This is a genomic window from Arthrobacter glacialis (genome assembly GCF_002909415.1).
Taxonomy (GTDB): domain Bacteria; phylum Actinomycetota; class Actinomycetes; order Actinomycetales; family Micrococcaceae; genus Specibacter; species Specibacter glacialis.
Genome location: NZ_PPXB01000003.1, coordinates 182,291 through 202,521, shown reverse-complemented (window position 1 = coordinate 202,521; position 20,231 = coordinate 182,291). Strand labels below are relative to the sequence as shown.

Sequence of the window (20,231 nt, the reverse complement as noted above, 5' to 3'; positions counted from 1 at the left end):
GTGGGAGCGTCTGGGATCTGCGAGCAGATGGGACGGCGTGGGTGGGGCCACGCGTCCGAGGGTCCCGCTGCGAGCTTGCGAGCAGATGGGAGGGCGTGGGGAATGTCAGCGGGGGCAACTAGACTGGATGCCACCATGGATATGTTGTTTGACCCTTACCCGCAAAAGCCCAAATCTACGCCCAGTCCCGGCGCCGGACTGCCAGTGTGGCAGCCTTTTGAGCAGGACGATCCCGGTGCTGACGCGCCCGAATTTGGCGACGCTGGGGTGCCAACGCCGCCCCAGCCGTTCGCGCAGGATGAGCAGTATGGTGCCGGGCCTGTTGCTGCCGCGCGCCAGTGGCCGGATCCGGCCGAGCTGCTTGAGGGCATGAACCCGCAGCAGGAAGCGGCAGTGGTTCACACCGGTGCGCCGCTGCTGATTGTGGCGGGGGCCGGCTCGGGGAAGACCCGGGTGCTCAGCCACAGGATCGCGTATTTGCTGGCTACGGGGCAGGCGCATCCTGGCCAGATTCTGGCCATCACCTTCACTAACAAGGCTGCCGCGGAAATGCGTGAGCGCATCGAGGCGCTCATTGGCGACGTCGCGAAGTCCATGTGGATTTCCACCTTCCACTCCTCCTGTGTGCGGATTTTACGCCGCGAGGCAAAGGTCATTGGGCTCAATTCCAACTTCTCCATCTATGACTCGTCGGATTCGCTGCGCCTGATCACACTGGTTTCCAAGGGCTTGGACCTGGATCCGAAGAAGTTTGCGCCCAAGGCCATGATGCACAAGATTTCGGCCTTGAAGAATGAGCTCATCGATGAGGATGAGAACTCCATGAACACCAACTTCAACGAGCCCTTCGAGGCCGCTGTGGCGGAAGTTTACAAGGGTTACGCGCAGCGCCTGCGCCAGGCCAACGCCATGGACTTTGACGATCTCATTGCGCAGACCGTGTACATGTTCCGGGCCTTCCCCGGCGTTGCCGAGTACTACCGGCGCCGCTTCCGCCACGTGCTGGTGGACGAGTACCAGGACACCAACCATGCGCAATACGCGCTGGTGAAGGAAATTGTGGGCACCGACCACGTTGACAAAGTCGCGTCAGGCTCGATCCCCGTTACCCCGGCGGAGCTGACGGTGGTGGGCGACTCCGACCAGTCCATCTACGCTTTCCGCGGGGCCGATATCCGCAACATTGTGGAGTTTGAGCAGGACTACCCGTCCGCGGACACCATCAAGTTGGAGCAGAACTACCGCTCCACGCAGAACATTCTCAGCGCCGCCAACGCCGTGATCTCCCGCAACCCCAACCGTCGCGAGAAGCGCCTGTGGACGGCAGAGGGTGACGGCGAGAAGATCGTGGGCTATGTTGCCGAGTCCGAGCACGACGAGGCCCGCTTCATCGCCAAGGAGATTGACAGGCTCCAGGACGAGACTGACATTCGTCCCGGTGACGTGGCCATTTTCTACCGCACCAACGCCCAGTCCCGCGCCATTGAGGACATCCTGGTCCGCGTGGGCCTGCCGTACCGGGTGGTGGGCGGCACGCGCTTTTACGAGCGCAAGGAAATCAAGGACGCACTGGCCTACCTGCGTGCCCTGGTCAACCCGGACGACGACGTGAACTTGCGCAGGATTCTCAACGAACCCAAGCGGGGGATCGGCGACCGCGCGGAGGGTGCCGTGGCGGCCTTGGCCGAACGGGAAAGAATTTCCTTCTCGGCTGCCCTGGCCCGTGCCGAGGAAGCGCCCGGCATTGCCTCGCGCTCCCTGAACGCTGTCAATGCTTTCGCCAAGATGATGGCGGACCTTGGCGAGGTGGCGGCCACCGCCAGCCCCGCCACGGCGCTGGAAGCTGTCCTGGAGCAGAGCGGCTACCTGGCAGCGTTGCGTAACAGCACTGACCCCCAGGATGAGTCCCGCGTGGAAAACCTGGCTGAACTTCTCGCCGTCGTACGGGAATTTGGGCAGGAAAACCCTGAAGGCACGCTGGGGGAGTTCCTGGAGCAGGTCTCGCTGGTGGCTGACGCCGACCAGATCCCCGATGCCCCCGGCGGGTCCGAGGCCGAGGCTGCTGCAGCCGTGGCCGAGGCGAAACGGCTGGGTGTTGTCACGCTCATGACGCTGCACACGGCCAAGGGCCTGGAATTCCCGGTAGTTTTCCTGACCGGCATGGAACACGGATTGTTCCCGCATTCGCGCTCGGCAACGGATCCCAAGGAGCTCGCAGAAGAGCGGCGTTTGGCATATGTGGGGCTGACCCGCGCACGCAAGCGCCTGTATTTGACCCGCTCAGAGGTGCGCAGCCTGTGGGGCCAGAGCCAGTACAACCCGCCCAGCCAGTTCATTGATGAAGTCCCGGCCGAACTGATCGAGTGGAAGCGCGAAGGCACCGCACGGGTGGCCCCGCCGGCAGGAGATTTTGGCACCAGCCGCTACTCGGGATCATCCTGGGGTGCGGGCTCTGCCGTGGGCGGCCGGGATTCTGGCATCCTGCCGCCGAGCATTTCAGCCCGCACGGCAGCCGGGCGGGTGCAGCCGCAAAAGGAAGTGATCTCGGTCAGTGTGGGGGACAAGGTCAACCACACCTCCTTTGGTGATGGCACAGTCCTGGAAGTCACCGGGGTGGGGGATAAAACGGTGGCCAAGGTGCGTTTCAGCATTGGTGAGAAGCGCCTTTTGCTGCGGTACGCGCCCGTGGTGAAAATCGACTAGGGGACATAGGTCTATGGTTTGTGGTTTGCGTAGCTGCTTAGCTGGGGTGAAAACAACCGAATAAACCCTAGGAACGTCATGGTCTCGCGTGTCCGCTCCACCTCTGTCATGGGCATTTTATTGGCCCTTTTGCTAAGTCTCACATCGGTGGGGGTGGTCGCCTTGCCTGCGCAGGCCGCAACCGCTTCCACAGTGGTGAGCATCAACTCGTCCTCACCCACCATGAACCGCATTGGTGCCGGCAGCTGCAGCCAATCCGGCACCACGGCGCACTATGCGGTGGTCAAGTACTCCACCAAGGGTGTGGGCAACATGGCGATGGGGCTGAACGTCACAACATCCGGTCCCGTTACCGCCACGCTGTTCCAAGGCGTCTTCCAAGCAGAACCGTACATTGGCAATTGCTACTTTTATGCCTGGAACCAGCCCGCCGGACAGGCAATAGTCACCAACACCGGCTACAACAACTCCGAACTTCCGGATTTCCCGGACCAGACCTGGTACCTGGTGCTGGCCAGCGACAATCCGGGCGCCGGTGTCACCGCCAACGTCAGCGTGACCACGAGCCTGGGCACGGTGGCCCTCGAGGCGGCCCTTCCGGCAATCACCACCTCTTCACTTCCGCAGGGCGGCTACGGTGCTGCCTACAGCAGCACCGTAGCCGCGAGTGGCGGCACCGCCCCCTTGAGCTTCAGCGCCACGGGACTTCCCGCGGGGCTCAGCATGTCCGCAGCCGGTGTCGTCTCGGGAACGCCCACGAAAGCTGGGACATTTACTGCAGCCGTGACAGTCGCCGATGCACAGGGCAAGACTGCGGCCAGGAACCTGGGGCTTGCCGTTGCGGCCCCGACCATTTCCGTGGGGCCCACCAGCTTGCCGGCCGGAACAGTCGCTGGCGCCTATAACCAGAGCATGGTTGCAGCCGGCGGCATTGGCCCGTACAGCTACGCAATTACAGCAGGTGCCCTGCCCGCCGGCTTGAGCTTGAGCTCCGCTGGAGTCCTCAGCGGCACGCCCACCGCTGGTGGCACCTTCACCTTCGATGTCCAGGCCACCGACACCGGCGGTTTCACGGGCACCCGGGCCTACTCCCTGTCGGTGGCTGCGCCGACCATAGGCATTGCGCCAACAGTCATGCCGGCGATGCGGGCGCTTGACCCTGTATCCGCAACAGTCACCGCAAATGGCGGGACAGCCCCCTATGCGTACACCGTCACTGCCGGTGCCCTGCCCGCCGGAGTGACGCTGTCATCCGCCGGTGCACTCACCGGAACACCCACCACCGCCGGCCCATACTCCTTCACGGTGCAGGCTCGGGACAGCAGCACCGGTGCCGGCCCGTACCTGGCCGCCCGGACGTACAGCGGCACAGTGGCCGCACCGCAACTTCCCGTTATCATCCCCACCACGCTGCCTAGCGTTGTGGTGGGGATGGCGTACTCGCAGCAATTGACTGGTGTGAACGGTGTGGGGCCCTTTACCTTCGAGCTGGACTCGGGCGCGTGGCCTGCCGGTATCACCATGAACAGTGCGGGCCTGATTTCAGGTACACCCACTGCGGGTGGCTCCTTCCTTCCCGGGCTTAAGGTCACAGACTCGCGTGGCCGGGAAAGTATCCGGCAATTCCCGTTCTTCATGGGCCGGCCAACCTTTTCCTTTGCTCCTGCCACCATTCCCGGAGCTACTGCGTACAGCCCCTATTCCGTTGATTTGACCGTCAGTGGAGGCGTGGGCCCATACACCTATTCAAGGACCAGTGGTGCGCTGCCCAGCGGGATCACGTTGGCGTCCGATGGAACCTTGTCCGGGACAACCACCGTTGGTCCTGGAACTTACAGCTTCACCGTCAGCGTCACGGACAGCACCACGGGGGGAGGACCCTACAGCGGTCTCAAGGACTACCAGCTCACCGTGGCTGCCCCAACGTTTCCCTCCATCACACCTGGCACGGTGCCGGCAGGTACGGGTGGGATTGCCTACTCACAGCAGCTCAGCGGGGCCACCGGTGTGGCGCCGTACACTTTCTCAGTTGGTTCCGGCGAACTGCCAGCGGGCATAAGCCTGTCCTCGGCGGGCCTGCTCAGCGGCACTCCAACAGAGGCCGGAACCTTCCGAGTGGCCGTCAAGGTGGCGGACGCACGCACCCTGAGCAATACCACGAACTACACCATCACCATTGCGGCACCGGTCATCGCCGTCACGTCAGCAACATTGCCGGGCGCCAATGTTGGTGTGATCTACTCCGTTGATGCTGGCGCCACAGGCGGGACCGCGCCCTACAGTTTTGCGGTGTCCGCCGGCTCGCTGCCGGCAGGGTTGACGCTGACGGCGGCTGGCAAGCTTGCCGGAACGCCAACCGCACCTGGCACCAGAAACTTCACCATCACAGCCACTGACAAGCTGGGATTCACCGGTTCGCGGATGTACAGCCTGTTCAGCACGCCGGCTGCGCTGGTCCTGGGGCCGGCATCCCTTCCCGCCCCCGCCGCCGGTGACGCCTACTCGGCGCAGCTGGCCACCACTGGCGGCTACGGGACATTCAGCTACGCAATCACCTCCGGCACCTTGCCCACGGGACTGTCGCTGGACACGGGCACGGGTCTCATCTCGGGAACCCCGACGGCGGTGGGCAGCTACGGCTTCACTGTCACCTCAACGGACGTTGCCACAGCAGGCGGCGCCAACCCAGTGTCGGTGAACCGCAGTTACACCGTGGTGGTGCCGTCGGTTCCGCTCCAGCTGATGGGGCAGCTGCCGCAGGCCCACGTTGGCAGCGCCTACACGGGCGCACTGGCGGCAAGCGGTGGAACAGGCCCCTACACTTTCGCCCTGCAGCCTCAGGAAACGCTGCCCGCAGGATTGTCCCTGGCCGCCAACGGGCTCCTGACTGGAACCCCCACGCTGGCGGGCACCTTCGACGTCGCCGTGAAGGTGACTGATGCCTACGGATCCGTCAGCAACCTCACCGGATCCTTGACAATTGCTCCCCTCGTTGCGGTAGCACCGGGGACTCTTGCCGGCGGCCAGACCGGCAGCAGCTACTCACAGCAACTCACTGCGGCCGGAGGTACGGGACCGTACGCCTTCGCGGTCACCTCCGGGTCCTTGCCGGCCGGCTTGGCCTTGGCCGCGGACGGTGCCCTCTCGGGAACCCCCACAGTGCACGGCAGCTCCAGCTTTACCGTCACGGCCAAGGACGCTGGCGGCTTCCCCGGCACCAAGGCCTACACCGTTTCCGTGAAGCCGGCCGCAGTTGTTGTGGGTCCGGCCTCGTTGCCCGTCCCAACAGCCGGCCTCGTCTACTCGGCACAGCTGACGGCCACCGGAGGAATCGGCCCGTTCACCTTTGCAGTCACAGCAGGCAGCCTGCCCACAGGACTGGCAATGGCCCAGGACACGGGAATCATTTCGGGAACGCCGACGGCGGTGGGAGTCTTCGACTTCACCGTCACCACAACGGACACGGGCACATCGAATGACCCCGTGCCGGTGACGGCCAGCCGGGACTACACGGTGGAAGTGCCGTCGGTGCCTCTGACACTGACAGGCACACTGACCCAGGCCCAGGCCGGGCAGGCCTACACAGCCCAGCTCGCTGTCACCGGAGGAACCGCACCGTATACCTTCGCCCTGAGCGGCGCGGGCCAGCGGATGGCACGCGCCGCTGCAGCAGCAGGCAGCCTGCCTGCGGGACTGGCACTGAGCAGTGCCGGCGTGCTGAGCGGGACTCCCACCGTGACCGGTGACTTCCAAATCAACCTGATGGTCAAAGATGCGTACGGCTCCACCAGTGAGGTGAGCGCGGCCCTGACGATTGTTCCGGCAGCCGTGCCAACCCCAACGCCGGCACCCACCAGTCCCGCAGCCACCACCCCGGCTCCTGCGGTGAAGAAGAACCAGGCCCAAGGAAGCGGCAATCTGGCCACCACGGGAACAACAACGACCCATTGGATGGTCGTGGGCAGTGGCGCCCTGGTGCTCGGTCTCCTGGCGATGGGGGCCCTGCGCAGGCGCACCCGCAGCTAGCCACGGGCTGATTGGGCAGCATCTGATTGCACAGCATCATGTGCACAGTTGGGCGGACGGCCATCAATGCGGCAAGCTTGTTCCATGAACAAGCCCAACCGGATGGCCGCCCGCCCAACTGCGTTATGGAGCGTGCTGGCTGCAGTGGCGGCGCTGAGCTTGGCCGGCTGTATTACCGTGCCAGTCGGCGGCGGCGAAGCCACAGCCACGGCTGGCCCCACTGCGCCGCTGACGTACGTTGACAGGCTCAAGGCCACGCCCGTTGCGCAGCCCAGCGACGATGCAGCCACCACCGAACTGCCGCAGTTCATCACCGAATCTCGCAACATCGCCTGCGTTTTCACCACCTCACGGGCGGGGCACTTGAACCAGCCGTGGGAGCCGAACAACTTCAATGACAGCGCCAACGCAGCGGCGCCCATCATCCCTGCTGTCAACTGCCAAATGGTCAGCTACCCGCAGGTCCATGCCGCCGATGTGCAGGACAGCTGCGCCGGAAGCAACGTTGGCTACCTGGGCGGGGTTGCCACCCTCCTGCCCGAGGAGGCCGTCTATGGCGGCTGCCGGGCGGGCGTGACGGCCGTGGAGGCGGCGTTTGGTGCCCGCGGAACCGTCAACCAACTCATGGGCAGCATCCCCGCCCTGGTGCCGGGTGCGGCCATGGAATCCCAGGGCTACCGCTGTGCCCCCATGGACGACGGCGTTGCGTGCGCCAATCTGGCCAGCGGGCTGGGCTTTTTCCTCGCCGCCGAAAAATACGAAATCTTTGGCCCCGGGAAACCACCTGCAACGGCCGCCCAAAGCAGCCCAGCGCCGGTCTCAGGGTAAAACGTAAGGAAAGTAACGCCGTCGGGCGCCAAAAGGGGCACTTTGTGAGGTGAATAACTCGCCATGACTGTGGCGAATTGGCCAAGTATGTGCTTTGACATCGACGCGGTAATGTGTGGAAGGGGTCAACGCCCCTCGAAATCACTACTTCGACGTAGAAGGACACCAATCCGTGGACCTGTTTGAATACCAGGCGCGCGACATGTTTGAGGCTCACGGCGTTCCCGTGTTGGCCGGCATCGTGGCGCACACCCCTGAAGAAGCAAAAGCAGCAGCCGAGAAGATTGGCGGCGTCACAGTCGTCAAGGCACAGGTAAAGGTCGGTGGCCGCGGCAAGGCCGGCGGCGTCAAGGTTGCAAAAACCGCTGACGAAGCGTTCGAGCACGCCTCCGCCATTCTTGGCATGGACATCAAGGGTCACACCGTTAACACGGTCATGATCGCCCAGGGTGCAGACATTGCCGAGGAGTTCTACTTCTCCGTATTGCTGGACCGCGCCAACCGCAACTACCTGGCCATGTGCTCGGTAGAGGGTGGCATGGAGATCGAAGAACTCGCAGTTGAGCGCCCCGAGGCCCTGGCAAAGGTCGCCGTTGACCCCGCCGTGGGCATCGATCAGGCCAAGGCTGACGAGATCGTCGCCGCTGCAGGCTTCTCCGCGGAGCTCGCTCCCAAGGTTGCCGACGCGATCATCAAGCTGTGGGACGTCTTCGTCAAGGAAGACGCAACACTGGTTGAGGTCAACCCGCTGGTTCGCACCGGCGCTGGCGACATTGTTGCCTTGGACGGAAAGGTTTCTCTTGATGAGAACGCCGACTTCCGCCACCCCCACCACACCAAGCTCGAAGACGCTGCTGCGGCTGACCCGTTGGAAGCCAAGGCTAAGGCTGCGGACTTGAACTACGTCAAGCTCGACGGCGAAGTTGGCGTCATCGGCAACGGTGCCGGCCTGGTTATGTCCACGCTGGATGTTGTTGCTTACGCAGGCGAGAACCATGGTGGCGTCAAGCCCGCCAACTTCCTGGACATTGGTGGTGGAGCATCCGCAGAGGTCATGGCCGCTGGTTTGGACGTCATCCTCAACGACCCCCAGGTCAAGAGCGTCTTTGTTAACGTCTTCGGTGGCATCACCGCCTGTGACGCTGTTGCCAAGGGCATTGTTGGCGCACTGGCCGAGCTCGGTTCTGCTGCGAACAAGCCCCTCGTTGTCCGTCTCGACGGCAACAACGTTGAAGAAGGCCGTCGCATCCTCAACGAAGCCAACCACCCGTTGGTCACCCTGGCCGCCACGATGGACGAGGGCGCCGACAAGGCTGCCGAACTCGCCCACGCAGCAAAGTAGAGGTTTAGAAAACTTATGTCTATCTTCTTGAATAAAGATTCCAAGGTCATCGTCCAGGGCATCACCGGCGGCGAAGGCACCAAGCACACCGCTCTGATGCTCAAGGCTGGCACCCAGGTTGTTGGCGGCGTGAATGCACGCAAGGCCGGCACCACTGTTGTTCACGGCGACGTTGAACTGCCCGTCTTCGGAACCGTCACCGAGGCCGTTGCCACGACCGGCGCCGACGTCTCGATCGTGTTCGTTCCCCCGGCATTCACCAAGGATGCTGTTGTTGAGGCCATCGAAGCCGGCGTTCCGCTGGTTGTTGTCATCACCGAAGGCGTGCCGGTACAGGACGCTGCCGAGTTCTGGGCCCTGGCCCAGTCCAAGGTTGACGCTTCCGGAAACCAGATCACCCGCATCATCGGCCCGAACTGCCCCGGCATCATCACCCCCGGTGAAGCGCTGGTTGGTATCACCCCGAACAACATCACCCAGAAGGGCCCGATCGGCTTGGTTTCCAAGTCCGGCACCCTGACCTACCAGATGATGTTCGAGCTGCGCGACCTGGGCTTCTCCACCGCCATCGGCATCGGTGGCGACCCCGTCATCGGCACCACCCACATCGACGCACTTGCTGCGTTCGAGGCGGACCCGGAGACCAAGGCCATCGTCATGATTGGTGAAATTGGTGGCGACGCTGAAGAGCGCGCAGCCGAATACATCAAGGCCCACGTCACCAAGCCCGTTGTTGGTTATGTTGCAGGCTTCACGGCTCCCGAGGGCAAGACCATGGGCCACGCCGGCGCCATCGTCTCCGGCTCCGCAGGAACCGCTCAGGCCAAGAAGGAAGCCCTCGAGGCTGCTGGCGTGAAGGTCGGCAAGACGCCTTCCGAGACCGCCACACTGCTGCGCGAAGTTTTCGCAGCACTGTAAGTATTCTGTAACGCATAAAAAGCGTGGCCCCTGCACCATTAATGGTGTGGCGGCCGCGCTTTTTTGTGTCCTCCGAGGTTCCTTTCGCCGCTCTTTTCGCTGACTCGGCGACGATGCTCAGATGAGCTCGGCAAGTGCCGCCAAGCCGCGAGGAACCTGGACTTGCAGGCGAGCGAGCACAGCATTTAATGCCGCGGACCTGTCCTGCTCCGGCGGGACCCGTGCCGGGTTGAGTGCCACGCCGTTAGCCCACTCCTTGATGTCTGGTTGGGACCCAAACGACATGGTGGCGCGGGTGCCCAGCAGGTTCATTCTTGCCCAGTCCGCCAGCGAATTGGGATACGGCGTTGGTGGACACAGCCGGTTCTTCTCGGCATCGTCGCTGCGCGTGGCTTCCACATACCCCGCCAGGGCTGCCCCGAAGCAGGGGAATCCGGCCCGGATGGGCTGCAACGTGATCGCCGTACGGCCCCAGATAGGTACGTTGGGTGGGTACTGCAAGCCGGACGCGGCGCAGTGCACCACGATCGCATCCTTGGCTAGGGTGACTGCGCCTTCTTCGAGGGTGATGCGTCCCCGCTGAACCAAGCGGACATGCCCCAACCGCACCACATGCTCAATGGTGCGCAGTTGCTCCAGCTCCCACGTGGCCAGCGTAGGTGTCTTCGCCATGGTGGGTGTAAAGGCGCGGTCAATGCGCACCATGATGCCAGCATCCTCAAGCCGGAGGAACAAGTTCTCCAGCGATGTGGCGGTCCCAGCCGCCTCCATGATGTCCGCGGCCATGCCCAGGACCACCGTTGGATCTGGCTGCACCACCGCCCGGTTGAGCATCCAAGGATCGCGGGGCCGCACCCAACAGATCTGAGCTGCGTCCACGCCGCGGGCAAGGAGCCAGATGCACGCGTCTGTGGCGGATTTACCGGATCCGACGATCACATACTGGCTGGCTCCCTCGGCCAGGTGCGCCAAACCGTTGACCGGAATCACGCGGGCGCCGTCAGCGACCTCGAACGGCGGCGCTGTGTCCGCCGGGATGCTCGGGGCGAGGTACCGCGCGTCGACAATCCGGCACTGCGGCGGAACAGTGAACTGTTTTCCGGAGATGCGTGAACGGACCCGGCGATCTGCGGTGTAGTCGCAGTTGGCCAGGAACTCAACCCGGCCGGACTCCAGCAGGCGGCCGCCCAGAAGATGGGAGTAGTAGGCGCAAATTTCGGGGGCATCGGCCCGCTCGTGCAGCCCGGCCTCCGGCCCGCGGCTCTGCACGAGGCCGCCGCCGAGCAATGTTGAGGCCACGCCGTAGAAGGCGGAAGCTTGGTGCAGGCGCACAAAGGGGTAGGCGTCGAGCCAGTGTCCGCCAACCCCGTGGCGCCGGTCCACGAGGGCCACGCGAGCCTTGGTGTGGTCAATCAGCGCGTCGGTGAACGCCATGCCCGTGGCACCCGCCCCGACCACAAGATAGTCCGCATCCACAATGCGCTCCATGGACTAATCCAAGCACCCTAAGGGTGGCGGAGCAATGGGGTGGGGCTTACTGGGCAGGTACGACGGCGTGAAGTTGGGGGAGTGCCTGAACCAACGGGGCCAGTTCCGGCAACAGGGCGGCCTCGGCCAGTGCGCACTCCAGTGCTTCGTCGTGAACGGGGCGTGCCGTGTCCAACAGTTCCGAGCCCGCTGCCGTCAGTTCCGTGTAGATCCCACGGCGGTCGTCGGCGCACAGGATGCGGGTCAGCAACCCACGATCCTCAAGCCGGTTGACCAGGCGTGTGGTGGCGCTGGGGCTCAGCGCCGTGGCCCGGCCCAGCTGCTGCATGCGCATGTGCCAGCCGTCCTGCCGGCTCAGGGCGTCCAGGACGGTGTATTCCACTACTGAAAGCTGCGCGGCGTTGGTCAGGGCTTTCTCCATGCTTGCCTCGATCAAGCCATGGAGCGCGGCCAGTGTCCGCCACCCTTGGGCGCGAATTTCAACGGCGTCGTCCCTGATGCCCATGGGCGGATTCCTTTCACGGGAAATGTGCAATGCAGCACAAAAGCAATTTAGTTGCTTGCGCGCTATAGTTGCGTGTGCAACAATTTATGAAGCGCTTGCAACTACTAGCTTACGCTCCTTATTTATTTTACCCAAGCCCCTAGAAGGAGAATCATGCCACTCGGCTTGATAGCCCTAGCCCTCGGAGGGTTCGGCATTGGACTCACCGAATTCGTCATCATGGGGTTGCTCCCCGAAGTAGCGGCGGACTTTTCCGTCAGTGAAGCCACCGCCGGCTGGCTCATCTCCGGGTATGCCCTGAGTGTTGTTATTGGGGCGCTGTTCCTCACAGCTGCTGTCACGCGACTTCCGCGTAAGCCCGTTCTGGCGGGCTTGATGGTCCTGTTTATTGTGGGCAACTTGATCTCGGCCATGGCACCGGATTACACCACCATGATGATCGGGCGCGTCATCGCGGCCCTGTGTCACGGTGCGTTCTTTGGCATTGGCGCGGTGGTGGCTGCAGACATGGTGGCCCCCCGCAAGAAGGCCGGAGCCATTGCCATCATGTTCACAGGCCTCACGGCCGCCAACGTGCTGGGCGTTCCCTTCGGCACTCTGCTGGGACAGCACGCCGGCTGGCGCTCAACATTTTGGGCCATCACGGCCATTGGCGTCATTGCACTGATTGGCATCCTGGTCCTGGTGCCCAACCTGAAGCACGAACGCGGTGCGGGTCTGCGCGGTGAACTGCGCGCCTTCAAGTCCCGCCAGGTCTGGCTGTCGATTTCTGTCACGGTGCTTGGCTACGGCGGCATGTTTGGTGCCTTCACCTATATAGCGTTCACGCTGACCGACGTCACGGGCTTCGCGGCAAGCAGTGTCCCGTGGCTGCTCATCCTCTTCGGAGTCGGTTTGTTCATCGGCAACACACTCGGAGGCAAGGCCGCGGATAAGAATGTCGACAAGACGCTGCTGGTGGTCCTCTCCATCCTGGTGGTCATTCTGGCCGTCTTTGCCCTGACGGCCACCAGCCAGATCATGACCATCGCGTCCTTGTTCCTCATGGGCGGATTTGGCTTCGCCACGGTGCCCGGCCTGCAGATGCGCGTCATGAAATACGCTGCAGCGGCGCCAACTCTCGCCTCCGGTGCCAACATTGGCGCCTTCAACCTGGGCAATGCCCTCGGCGCCTGGCTGGGCGGGGTCACCATCACGGCCGGACTTGGCTACACCTCACCCATCTGGGCCGGGGCCGGACTAACAGCACTGGCCGTCATCGTCATGGCCTACGCCGCAGCGAACGGGCGGAAGCTTGCCACCGCAAGCCAGCCCGCCGCCGTCGAACTTTCCCACGTCTAATTCTTTCAATCACAAGGAGAACACCATGAATTCCATCCCCACCCTTTCCCTCAACAACGGCGTGGACATGCCCCAGATTGGCTATGGCGTCTTTCAGGTGCCCGACGCCGAAACCGAGCAGGCTGTCGCGGCGGCTCTGGCTGCCGGGTACCGAAGCATCGACACGGCCGCCATCTACGGCAATGAAGAAGGCGTGGGTCGCGCCCTGGCCGGATCCGGACTGCCCCGCGAGGAACTGTTCGTCACCTCCAAAGCCTGGATCGCGGACTTGGGACTTGAAGCAACGCTGGCTGCGTTTGATGTCAGCTTGGCCAAGCTGGGCCTGGACTACCTCGACCTCTACCTGATTCACTGGCCGGCGCCGGCGACTGAGCTGTACTTGGAGTCTTGGAAGGCTCTGGAGCAACTGCTGGCGGCCGGGAAGGTGCGCGCCATTGGCGTCTCCAACTTCCTGCCCGAGCACCTGGAGAAGATCATTGCCCTGGGCGGCACAGTGCCTGCGGTCAACCAGATTGAGTTGCACCCCGCCCTGCAGCAGCAGGACATTGCTGCGTTCAACACCGCCAACGGCATTGCCACCGAGGCCTGGAGCCCGTTGGCGCAGGGCGCCGTGCTGAGTGATCCGGCCGTAGTGGCCATTGCTGTGGCCCACGGATACACCCCGGCGCAGGTGATCTTGCGCTGGCACCTGCAGCAGGGCCGCGTCATCATCCCCAAGTCGGTGACCCCGGCCCGCATCGCGGAAAACCTGGACATTCTGGGCTTTGAATTGTCGGCTGCGGAGATGGGCGCCCTCGATGCTCTGGAACGGGACGGCCGCACGGGTCCGCACCCGGCGGAGTTCAACGGCTAACCACGGCCAACACGGCTAGGACACAGAAACGGTCATGCGCTGCTGATTTATCAGCAGCGCATGACCGTTTCGACAGCGTGGGGTATTTACTGCACCGGCACCATGGGCAGCCCTTCGGCCTCCCAGCCGCTCATTCCGCCCGTAAGAGTGTCTGCGTTGTAGCCAAGATCAGTGAGCGCCTGTGCCACCCGGCCGCTGCGGCCGCCGCCGTGGCAAACGGCGATGATGCGCCGTGACTTATCCAGCTCTCCAACACGAGCCAGAACCTCGCCCGAGGGAATGTGGACGGCGTCCTCGATCATGCCCGTGGCGAGCTCGGCGGCCTCGCGTACGTCGACGATCTGGACATCCGGGTCTGCTGCCAAAATGTCGGTGGGGGTGATTTCCTGCACGGGTGCTCCTGAAGGTGGGTTCGGCGGGCAGCCAGGGGCCGGCGTCGAACATGGAAACTGTTACTTCCAGACTAGGCGCAAGCCACTAAGCTTGGGGCGTGAACGCGCCTCTTGCACCCCGTGCCCGCAATGTTGAGATTGAAGAGCTGGAACGCTTTGATGCGTTGGTGGCCCACGGCACCAAATCCATGCACGGGTGGCACTTTCAATCCGTGGATTTGAGGGAACGGTCGGCCGAACTGGTGCAACTGAGGGCCTCGGGGGCCATCTTTATGGGCTGCACTTTTGCCCAGGGCGTGGAGGAATTGCTGCGCAGCCGCGGCGCCTTGATCTTCCCCACGCTGCCGCACATCCCTTTCAACCCGTACCGTGGCCACCTGTACACCGGCGCCGAACTCTTCGAGGGGATCGGTACGGCGCAGTATGAAAGTGTGCCCGACGCCCGGATTTACCAGTGGAGCATGCAAGCAGGTCACGCGCCCGCCCTCCACGCCACCCTTGCCACGGCCATGCACGACCATGCCATTTCCGACGCCCTCGACGAGTTTCTGGAGCATCTTGACCGTCCCGTGGTGGGCGTCATGGGCGGCCACGCGGCGGCGCGGGGAAGTGCGCAGTACGCGCAGGCTGCGCAGTTGGGGCGCGCACTGAGCCAGGCCGGCTTTCTGGTGGCAACCGGCGGCGGACCCGGTGCCATGGAGGCCGCGAATCTGGGCGCCTACCTTTCCCCGTACGACGGCGGGACCCTGGAAAGTGCCCTGTCCACCTTGGCTGCCGTCCCCGGCTTCCGGCCTTCGGTCAGCGACTGGGCCCGGGCGGCACACGCGGTGGTTCAGGCGTATCCGGACGGCGCCCAAACGTTGGGAATTCCCACCTGGTTTTACGGCCACGAACCGCCCAATATGTTCGCCACCAAAATTGCCAAGTACTTCACCAACGCCCTCCGAGAAGCGGTTTTGCTCGACCGCTCAGGCGGTGGCATTGTGTTCTTGCCCGGTGCTGCCGGGACGGTTCAGGAGATTTTCCAGGACGCCTGCGAAAACTATTATGCGGCCGAAACAGCAGTGGCACCGATGATCCTTGTTGGTCGAAGCTACTGGGAAACCGAGCTGCCCGTCTTGCCACTGCTGACCGCGCTGGCGAGGGGGAGGGCCATGGACACCATGGTCCATGTGGTGGATACGGTGGAGGAAGCCTGCGCCTTGCTCACCACCAACTAGAAGTAGCCCGCAGAAAACGACGAAAATACGCGCTTTTGATGCGATTTTCGCCGTTTTCTGCGGGCCAGTTGTTGAGGTTGCTAGCCCACCACAGTGCCAAAGAGCAGGCCCAGGAGGTAGGTTGCTGCCGCTGCGCCCATGCCGATGGCGAGCTGTCGCAGGCCACGCCACAGTGGCGATGCCCCGGACAGCAGGCCAACCACTGCGCCCGTGCCCAGCAGTGCAATGCCCACCAAGACGCAGGCGAGCACCAGGGCGCCCATGCCCGTCATGCCAAACAGGAACGGCAGAATGGGAATGATGGCTCCGGAGGCGAAGAAGCAGAAACTGGAGCCGGCGGCGCCCCACGCCGTGCCCAGGGTTTCGTGGCTGTTTGTCGCTTCAAACTGCTCGGGCTGCAGCGACAAGCTGGGATCACAGTCGCAACTGAACTGGCCCATGCGCTCGGCAGCCCTGTGCTCGGCGACGTCGCGGGACATGCCGCGGGCCAGGTAGACCAGCACCAGTTCATTGTTTTCAAGGTCCAGCGAAGCCGCCGCAGAGAGAGTGATCTGGGTGGGTTGGGAGGCGTCCAGCAACTCGCGTTGGGAGCGGACTGAAACAAATTCACCGGCACCCATGGACAGGGCCCCGGCCAGCAAACCGGCAATGCCACTGAACAACACCACCTGGCTGCCTACACCGGTTGCGGCCATGCCCATGACCAGGGAAAGGTTGCTGACAAGGCCGTCATTGGCACCAAAAACGGCTGCCCGGAACGAACCGGAAAGCCTGTTCCGGCCCCTGGCTGCCAAGCCACGAATGACCTCTTCATGGATGGATTCATCGGCCGCCATGGCATCGGTAGCGTCAGCATCGGAGGCGTAGGGGGATCTGGACTCCGCCCGTTGGGCCAGAGCCAAGACAAACACTGAACCAAAACGCCGTGCCAAAAGGCCTAAGAGCTGGTTGCGCACGGACGGGCGCAGGGGCGGGTGGGCATGGTCGCCCAGCAAGTTCAACCAGTGCTGCTCGTGCCTGCCCTCGGCAGCTGCCAAGGCCGTCAGGATAGTCTTTTCTTCGCCGGTGCGGCGCTTGGCCAGGTCACGGTAGACGGCGGCTTCAGCGCGCTCGTCGGCCAGATATTGCCGCCATCGCTTGATTTGTGCGGGGCTCGGATTGCTTGTTGACACTTGGGGATCTCCTCGACTCAGCCCCTACTGTAGCCCGGATTCCCGCGGTTTTTCGGCCGGTTCCCCTAGCGAAAAAGTTTAGGTGCACCGCAACGTGGCCGCTCCGCTCCGCAGCCAATATTGGCATTCCCTGCACCGGCGAACTCGCATAGGCTCTAGTTCCAACGGCCGCGCACACTGCGGCCACGTCCCGGAAGGCGCGCTGGCCATGGAAGTACTGTTTCCGATGATGACCGGGGACCCGCAGGACTGCGGCGTCCTCATCGACTGGCGTGCGCCCAACGGCAGCACGGTGACCGCCTACCAGGTGATCGCCGAGGTGACCATCGAGAAGTTCGACGCCGAGATCAACGCCCCCGCAGCCGGCACCTTGAGGTGGCAAGTCCAGGAGGGTGACGAAGTGGCCCAAGGTGCCGTCATTGCCACCATCGAGTAGGCCGGTGCCAGTCAACTGTGAAAAGAGACGGCGTTCGCGCTTAAAGATGGCGGTAGAGCGCCGTCTTTTTGCGCCAGTGCCGTCCGAATTCGGAACCGGCACCTAACGGTTCAGTAGTTTTCGAGCTTGAAGCCCAGCCGACGCCCGGCCCGGGAACCCGTCTGGGCCACGGTGACAACCAACGTTCCGAGCTCGGCAATCCAGTGCGCGGGCCGCACGGCAGCGGCGAGGGCATCCACCAGCAGGGCCGGGTCTGCGGAGAAGTACGCGCGGTGCCCGGTGGGGGTGAAAAAGGTGACGGTGCCCAAATTCACGTCCACGGCGGGCAGCACCGGAATGCCGTTGGGATTCTTGGACGTCTTGGCGCGCTGTGCATGGGCGACGGAGATGAAAGTCATGGCGGGGCCTTTGTGATTGCTCTTGCCCGCGGATCCAGTCACCGCCGGCCGCTTCCTCATCCGAGCCACCCTGTGAACATGGGGTTGGCGTGCGACCAGTCGGAGCTTGGCATCGCATCTCTTGAAGCTGTCCCTTACGTTACTCCTTAAACGTACGACGGCGGGAGGTGACGTCATAAATTACGTCACCTCCCGCCGTCGTACATTAAAGAACAACTGACCCGCAGAAATCGCCGAAAATGGCGTAAAAAACGCGTATTTTCGTCGATTTCTGCGGGTCAGTTGGAAAAGCGGGGCTACTTCTGAAGCTGCGCAGGCACGTCTTCCGGGTTGGAATCCGTGGCTGCTGCAGCGAGGCGGTCGTCCCAGACCTTGCGGATGTGGGCCGGGGTGGCCGGGGTCAGCAGGGAAACCACAACGTAGACGATGAGCGAGGATGCCAAACCGAAGTAGATGGGTTCGTTGGCGTAGATGCCATCGGCGCTGTGGATGATGCCGGTGGCGTAGATGACCAAGGATGCGATGGTGACCAAGCAGCCAACGGCCATGGACCATGCTGCGCCCAGGCCCGTGCCGCGCTTCCAGATGAGGCCGCCAATGATTGCCACGAGAAGGCCGCCTACCAAGATGTCGTAGGCGATGGTCAGGGCGAACACCACGTCGTTGACCACGATGGAGATCAGCACAACAAGCATGCCGATTACCAAGATGTACCAGCGGTTTGCCCTGATGTCGTGTTCGGGGTTGGCGGAATCGGAGTTGTCGATGTCCTTGCCGAACCAGCTGGCCACGAAGGGCACAACGTCCTTGCGGGCTACTGTGGCGGCGGCAATGAGTGAGCCGGATGCCGTGGACATCATGGCTGCCACGGCGGCGGCCAGTACGATGCCGCCAACGCCGATGGGCAGCAGTTCCGTGGCCACGAGGGCATAGACGTCGTCCTTGAGTTCCACATCTGCGGAAAGGGCCACGGAGGCTGCCATGCCGATCAGTGCACCGGCCACACCGTAGAGGATGCAGTAGATACCGGCGGTGGCGCCGCCCCATCGGGCGACTTCCGGGGTGCGGGCCGTAAAGACGCGCTGCCAAATATCCTGGCCGATCAGCAGACCCAGCGTGTAAACCACAAAGTAGGTGATGATGGTTTGGGTGCCGATGCCGTCCCACTGGAAGAAGCTTGCATCCACGCGCTCACGGATGCCGTCAATGCCGCCCGCAGCGTTCCAGGCAAACGGCAGCATGAGCATGAAGACGCCCACGGTCTTGATGACAAACTGGACCTGGTCTGCCAAGGTGATGGACCACATGCCGCCAATGGTCGAGTAGACCAAGACGATCGCGCCGCCGACGGCGATGGCCAGCCACCTGTCCCAACCGAACAGCACCACAAAGATGGTTGCGTAGGCGCCGGTGGAAGTTGCCGAAATCATGATGGTGTAGGCCAGCATGACGATGCCCGAAACCTTGGTAGTTTCCTGGCCGTAGCGCAGGCTCAGCATTTGCGAGACGGTGTAGATCTTCAGTTTCTGCAGCGTCGGCGCAAACAGCAGGCTCAGCAGGAGCACGCCAACACCAATGGCAACAACAAGCCACATGCCGGAGATGCCGAACTTGTAGCCAAGCCCCACACCACCCACCGTGGAGGCGCCACCGAGGACGACGGCGGCCATGGTTCCGGTGTAGAGGAAGGGGCCCAGCCGGCGTCCGGCAACAAGGAAGTCGCTGTTATTCTTAGTGCGCGATTTTCCCCACCAGCCAAAGGCCAGCATGGCCACCAAATAAATGACAACTATGGCGACGTTTAAGTCCACGAGATGCTCCAGTGTAGGAAGAAGTAGGGGAAAGCCCCGAGTCATTATTGCCCGTAAAGCAACATTTGTTGTCTATTAGGCTAAACTGTGATGGTAGTTACAGTCAATGTGCCGCTTGAAAATCTTGACGGCTGGACGTGTCGTGAGGAGCCGCCATGAAAGCTTTGCCCCTGGAACCGAGCACCAACCCCGTGGCCATTGGGTCGCGCATCCGTGCCGCACGCCAAGACCAGCGGCTGACCATTGAGCAGGTGGCTGACGCCACGGGGCTGACCAAGGGATTCCTGAGCCGGGTGGAGCGTGACCTCACCTCACCCAGCGTTGCCTCACTGGTCACCCTGTGCCAGGTCCTCTCGATCTCCATCGGCGAACTTTTCGCGGTACCGGAAACCCACTTGAGCCGAAAAGGTGAAGGTCCGCGGATCTCCCTAGGTGGCGAAGGCATTGTTGAGCGCCTGCTAACCTCGCGCTCCGAGCGGCGCCTGCAAATTCTTGCCGCCACGATTGAGCCCTATGGGCGCGGCGAAACCGAACTGTACGCGGTGGACTGTGACGTGGATGTTCTGCATATCATCAGCGGCGAACTGACCCTGCGCATGACCCAGGAATCCTATGACTTGACGGCGGGGGACACCCTGTCCTTCCCCGGGCGGGAGCCCCACAGCTGGGAGAACCGCTCGGCCCAGCCGGTGGAAGCCCTGTGGATTCTGGTTCCCGCGGCGTCCGGATCCGGCGGAAACTAGCCCATGCGTCTTGAGAATTGGCTACTCGGCGGTAATGTTTATGTGAGTCAATTCA

16 protein-coding genes and 1 riboswitch are annotated in these 20,231 nt (G+C 63.1%); of the genes, 10 read left to right on the top strand and 6 right to left on the bottom strand.

Features of this window, described 5'->3' with window-relative positions; all coding sequences use genetic code 11:
- Positions 1–141: 141 nt before the first annotated feature.
- The 5 genes from pcrA (at position 142) to sucD (ending at position 9,817) form a co-directional block, all read left to right on the top strand.
- On the top strand, positions 142–2,703 hold the full coding sequence (pcrA, locus tag CVS28_RS04555; RefSeq protein WP_103480925.1) for a DNA helicase PcrA: 2,562 nt from the start codon (positions 142–144) through the stop codon (positions 2,701–2,703).
- A gap of 78 nt (positions 2,704–2,781) precedes the next feature.
- The gene (locus tag CVS28_RS04550; RefSeq protein ID WP_103480796.1) at positions 2,782–6,729 is read left to right on the top strand and encodes a beta strand repeat-containing protein; all 3,948 of its coding nucleotides are present in this window, start codon (positions 2,782–2,784) and stop codon (positions 6,727–6,729) included.
- Between the two features lie 84 nt (positions 6,730–6,813).
- On the top strand, positions 6,814–7,557 hold the full coding sequence (locus CVS28_RS04545) for a hypothetical protein (RefSeq protein ID WP_103480795.1): 744 nt from the start codon (positions 6,814–6,816) through the stop codon (positions 7,555–7,557).
- Positions 7,558–7,729: 172 nt separating this feature from the next.
- The gene (gene sucC / locus CVS28_RS04540) at positions 7,730–8,899 is read left to right on the top strand and encodes an ADP-forming succinate--CoA ligase subunit beta (protein WP_103466117.1); all 1,170 of its coding nucleotides are present in this window, start codon (positions 7,730–7,732) and stop codon (positions 8,897–8,899) included.
- A gap of 15 nt (positions 8,900–8,914) precedes the next feature.
- On the top strand, positions 8,915–9,817 hold the full coding sequence (gene sucD / locus CVS28_RS04535) for a succinate--CoA ligase subunit alpha (RefSeq protein ID WP_103466118.1): 903 nt from the start codon (positions 8,915–8,917) through the stop codon (positions 9,815–9,817).
- A 117-nt stretch (positions 9,818–9,934) separates the two neighbouring features.
- Here the strand turns inward: sucD and CVS28_RS04530 are convergent, their stop codons facing one another.
- Positions 9,935–11,305 carry an NAD(P)-binding protein gene (locus tag CVS28_RS04530; protein ID WP_103480794.1) on the bottom strand — a complete coding sequence of 457 codons (1,371 nt, stop codon included), beginning with the start codon at positions 11,303–11,305 and terminating at the stop codon, positions 9,935–9,937.
- Positions 11,306–11,351: 46 nt separating this feature from the next.
- Positions 11,352–11,810 (bottom strand): MarR family winged helix-turn-helix transcriptional regulator, encoded by a 459-nt coding sequence (locus CVS28_RS04525; RefSeq protein ID WP_103466120.1) that lies wholly within the window; start codon positions 11,808–11,810, stop codon positions 11,352–11,354.
- 153 nt (positions 11,811–11,963) lie between these two features.
- On the opposite strand from CVS28_RS04525, the gene CVS28_RS04520 reads away from it, so the two are divergent.
- Positions 11,964–13,151 (top strand): MFS transporter, encoded by a 1,188-nt coding sequence (locus tag CVS28_RS04520; RefSeq protein ID WP_103480793.1) that lies wholly within the window; start codon positions 11,964–11,966, stop codon positions 13,149–13,151.
- Positions 13,152–13,176: 25 nt separating this feature from the next.
- A complete protein-coding gene (locus CVS28_RS04515; RefSeq protein ID WP_103480792.1) occupies positions 13,177–14,004 on the top strand; it encodes an aldo/keto reductase in 828 nt (275 codons plus the stop codon).
- Positions 14,005–14,090: 86 nt separating this feature from the next.
- Here CVS28_RS04515 and CVS28_RS04510 read toward each other — a convergent pair whose 3' ends face one another.
- Entirely contained in the window at positions 14,091–14,396 is a 306-nt protein-coding gene (locus CVS28_RS04510; RefSeq protein WP_103480791.1) for a rhodanese-like domain-containing protein, read from the bottom strand.
- A gap of 98 nt (positions 14,397–14,494) precedes the next feature.
- On the opposite strand from CVS28_RS04510, the gene CVS28_RS04505 reads away from it, so the two are divergent.
- Positions 14,495–15,616 (top strand): LOG family protein, encoded by a 1,122-nt coding sequence (locus CVS28_RS04505; RefSeq protein ID WP_243399692.1) that lies wholly within the window; start codon positions 14,495–14,497, stop codon positions 15,614–15,616.
- 80 nt (positions 15,617–15,696) lie between these two features.
- On the opposite strand, the gene CVS28_RS04500 is transcribed toward CVS28_RS04505, so the two are convergent.
- Entirely contained in the window at positions 15,697–16,788 is a 1,092-nt protein-coding gene (locus CVS28_RS04500) for a VIT1/CCC1 transporter family protein (protein ID WP_306418495.1), read from the bottom strand.
- Positions 16,789–16,996: 208 nt separating this feature from the next.
- Between CVS28_RS04500 and CVS28_RS04495 the strand changes: the two genes are divergently transcribed.
- Positions 16,997–17,224, top strand: coding sequence for a biotin/lipoyl-containing protein (locus tag CVS28_RS04495; protein ID WP_103466125.1), 228 nt, complete (start codon positions 16,997–16,999; stop codon positions 17,222–17,224).
- A 110-nt stretch (positions 17,225–17,334) separates the two neighbouring features.
- On the opposite strand, the gene CVS28_RS04490 is transcribed toward CVS28_RS04495, so the two are convergent.
- Both CVS28_RS04490 and CVS28_RS04485 read right to left on the bottom strand, forming a co-directional pair.
- Positions 17,335–17,622: a hypothetical protein gene (locus CVS28_RS04490; RefSeq protein WP_103466126.1), complete on the bottom strand. Its 288-nt coding sequence runs from the start codon at positions 17,620–17,622 to the stop codon at positions 17,335–17,337.
- Between the two features lie 13 nt (positions 17,623–17,635).
- Positions 17,636–17,749, bottom strand: a riboswitch (SAM riboswitch).
- 169 nt (positions 17,750–17,918) lie between these two features.
- The gene (locus CVS28_RS04485) at positions 17,919–19,391 is read right to left on the bottom strand and encodes a sodium:solute symporter family protein (RefSeq protein ID WP_243399707.1); all 1,473 of its coding nucleotides are present in this window, start codon (positions 19,389–19,391) and stop codon (positions 17,919–17,921) included.
- Positions 19,392–19,588: 197 nt separating this feature from the next.
- On the opposite strand from CVS28_RS04485, the gene CVS28_RS04480 reads away from it, so the two are divergent.
- Complete coding sequence (locus tag CVS28_RS04480) at positions 19,589–20,176, top strand: helix-turn-helix domain-containing protein (RefSeq protein ID WP_103480789.1); 588 nt, start codon at positions 19,589–19,591, stop codon at positions 20,174–20,176.
- Positions 20,177–20,231 lie beyond the last annotated feature (55 nt).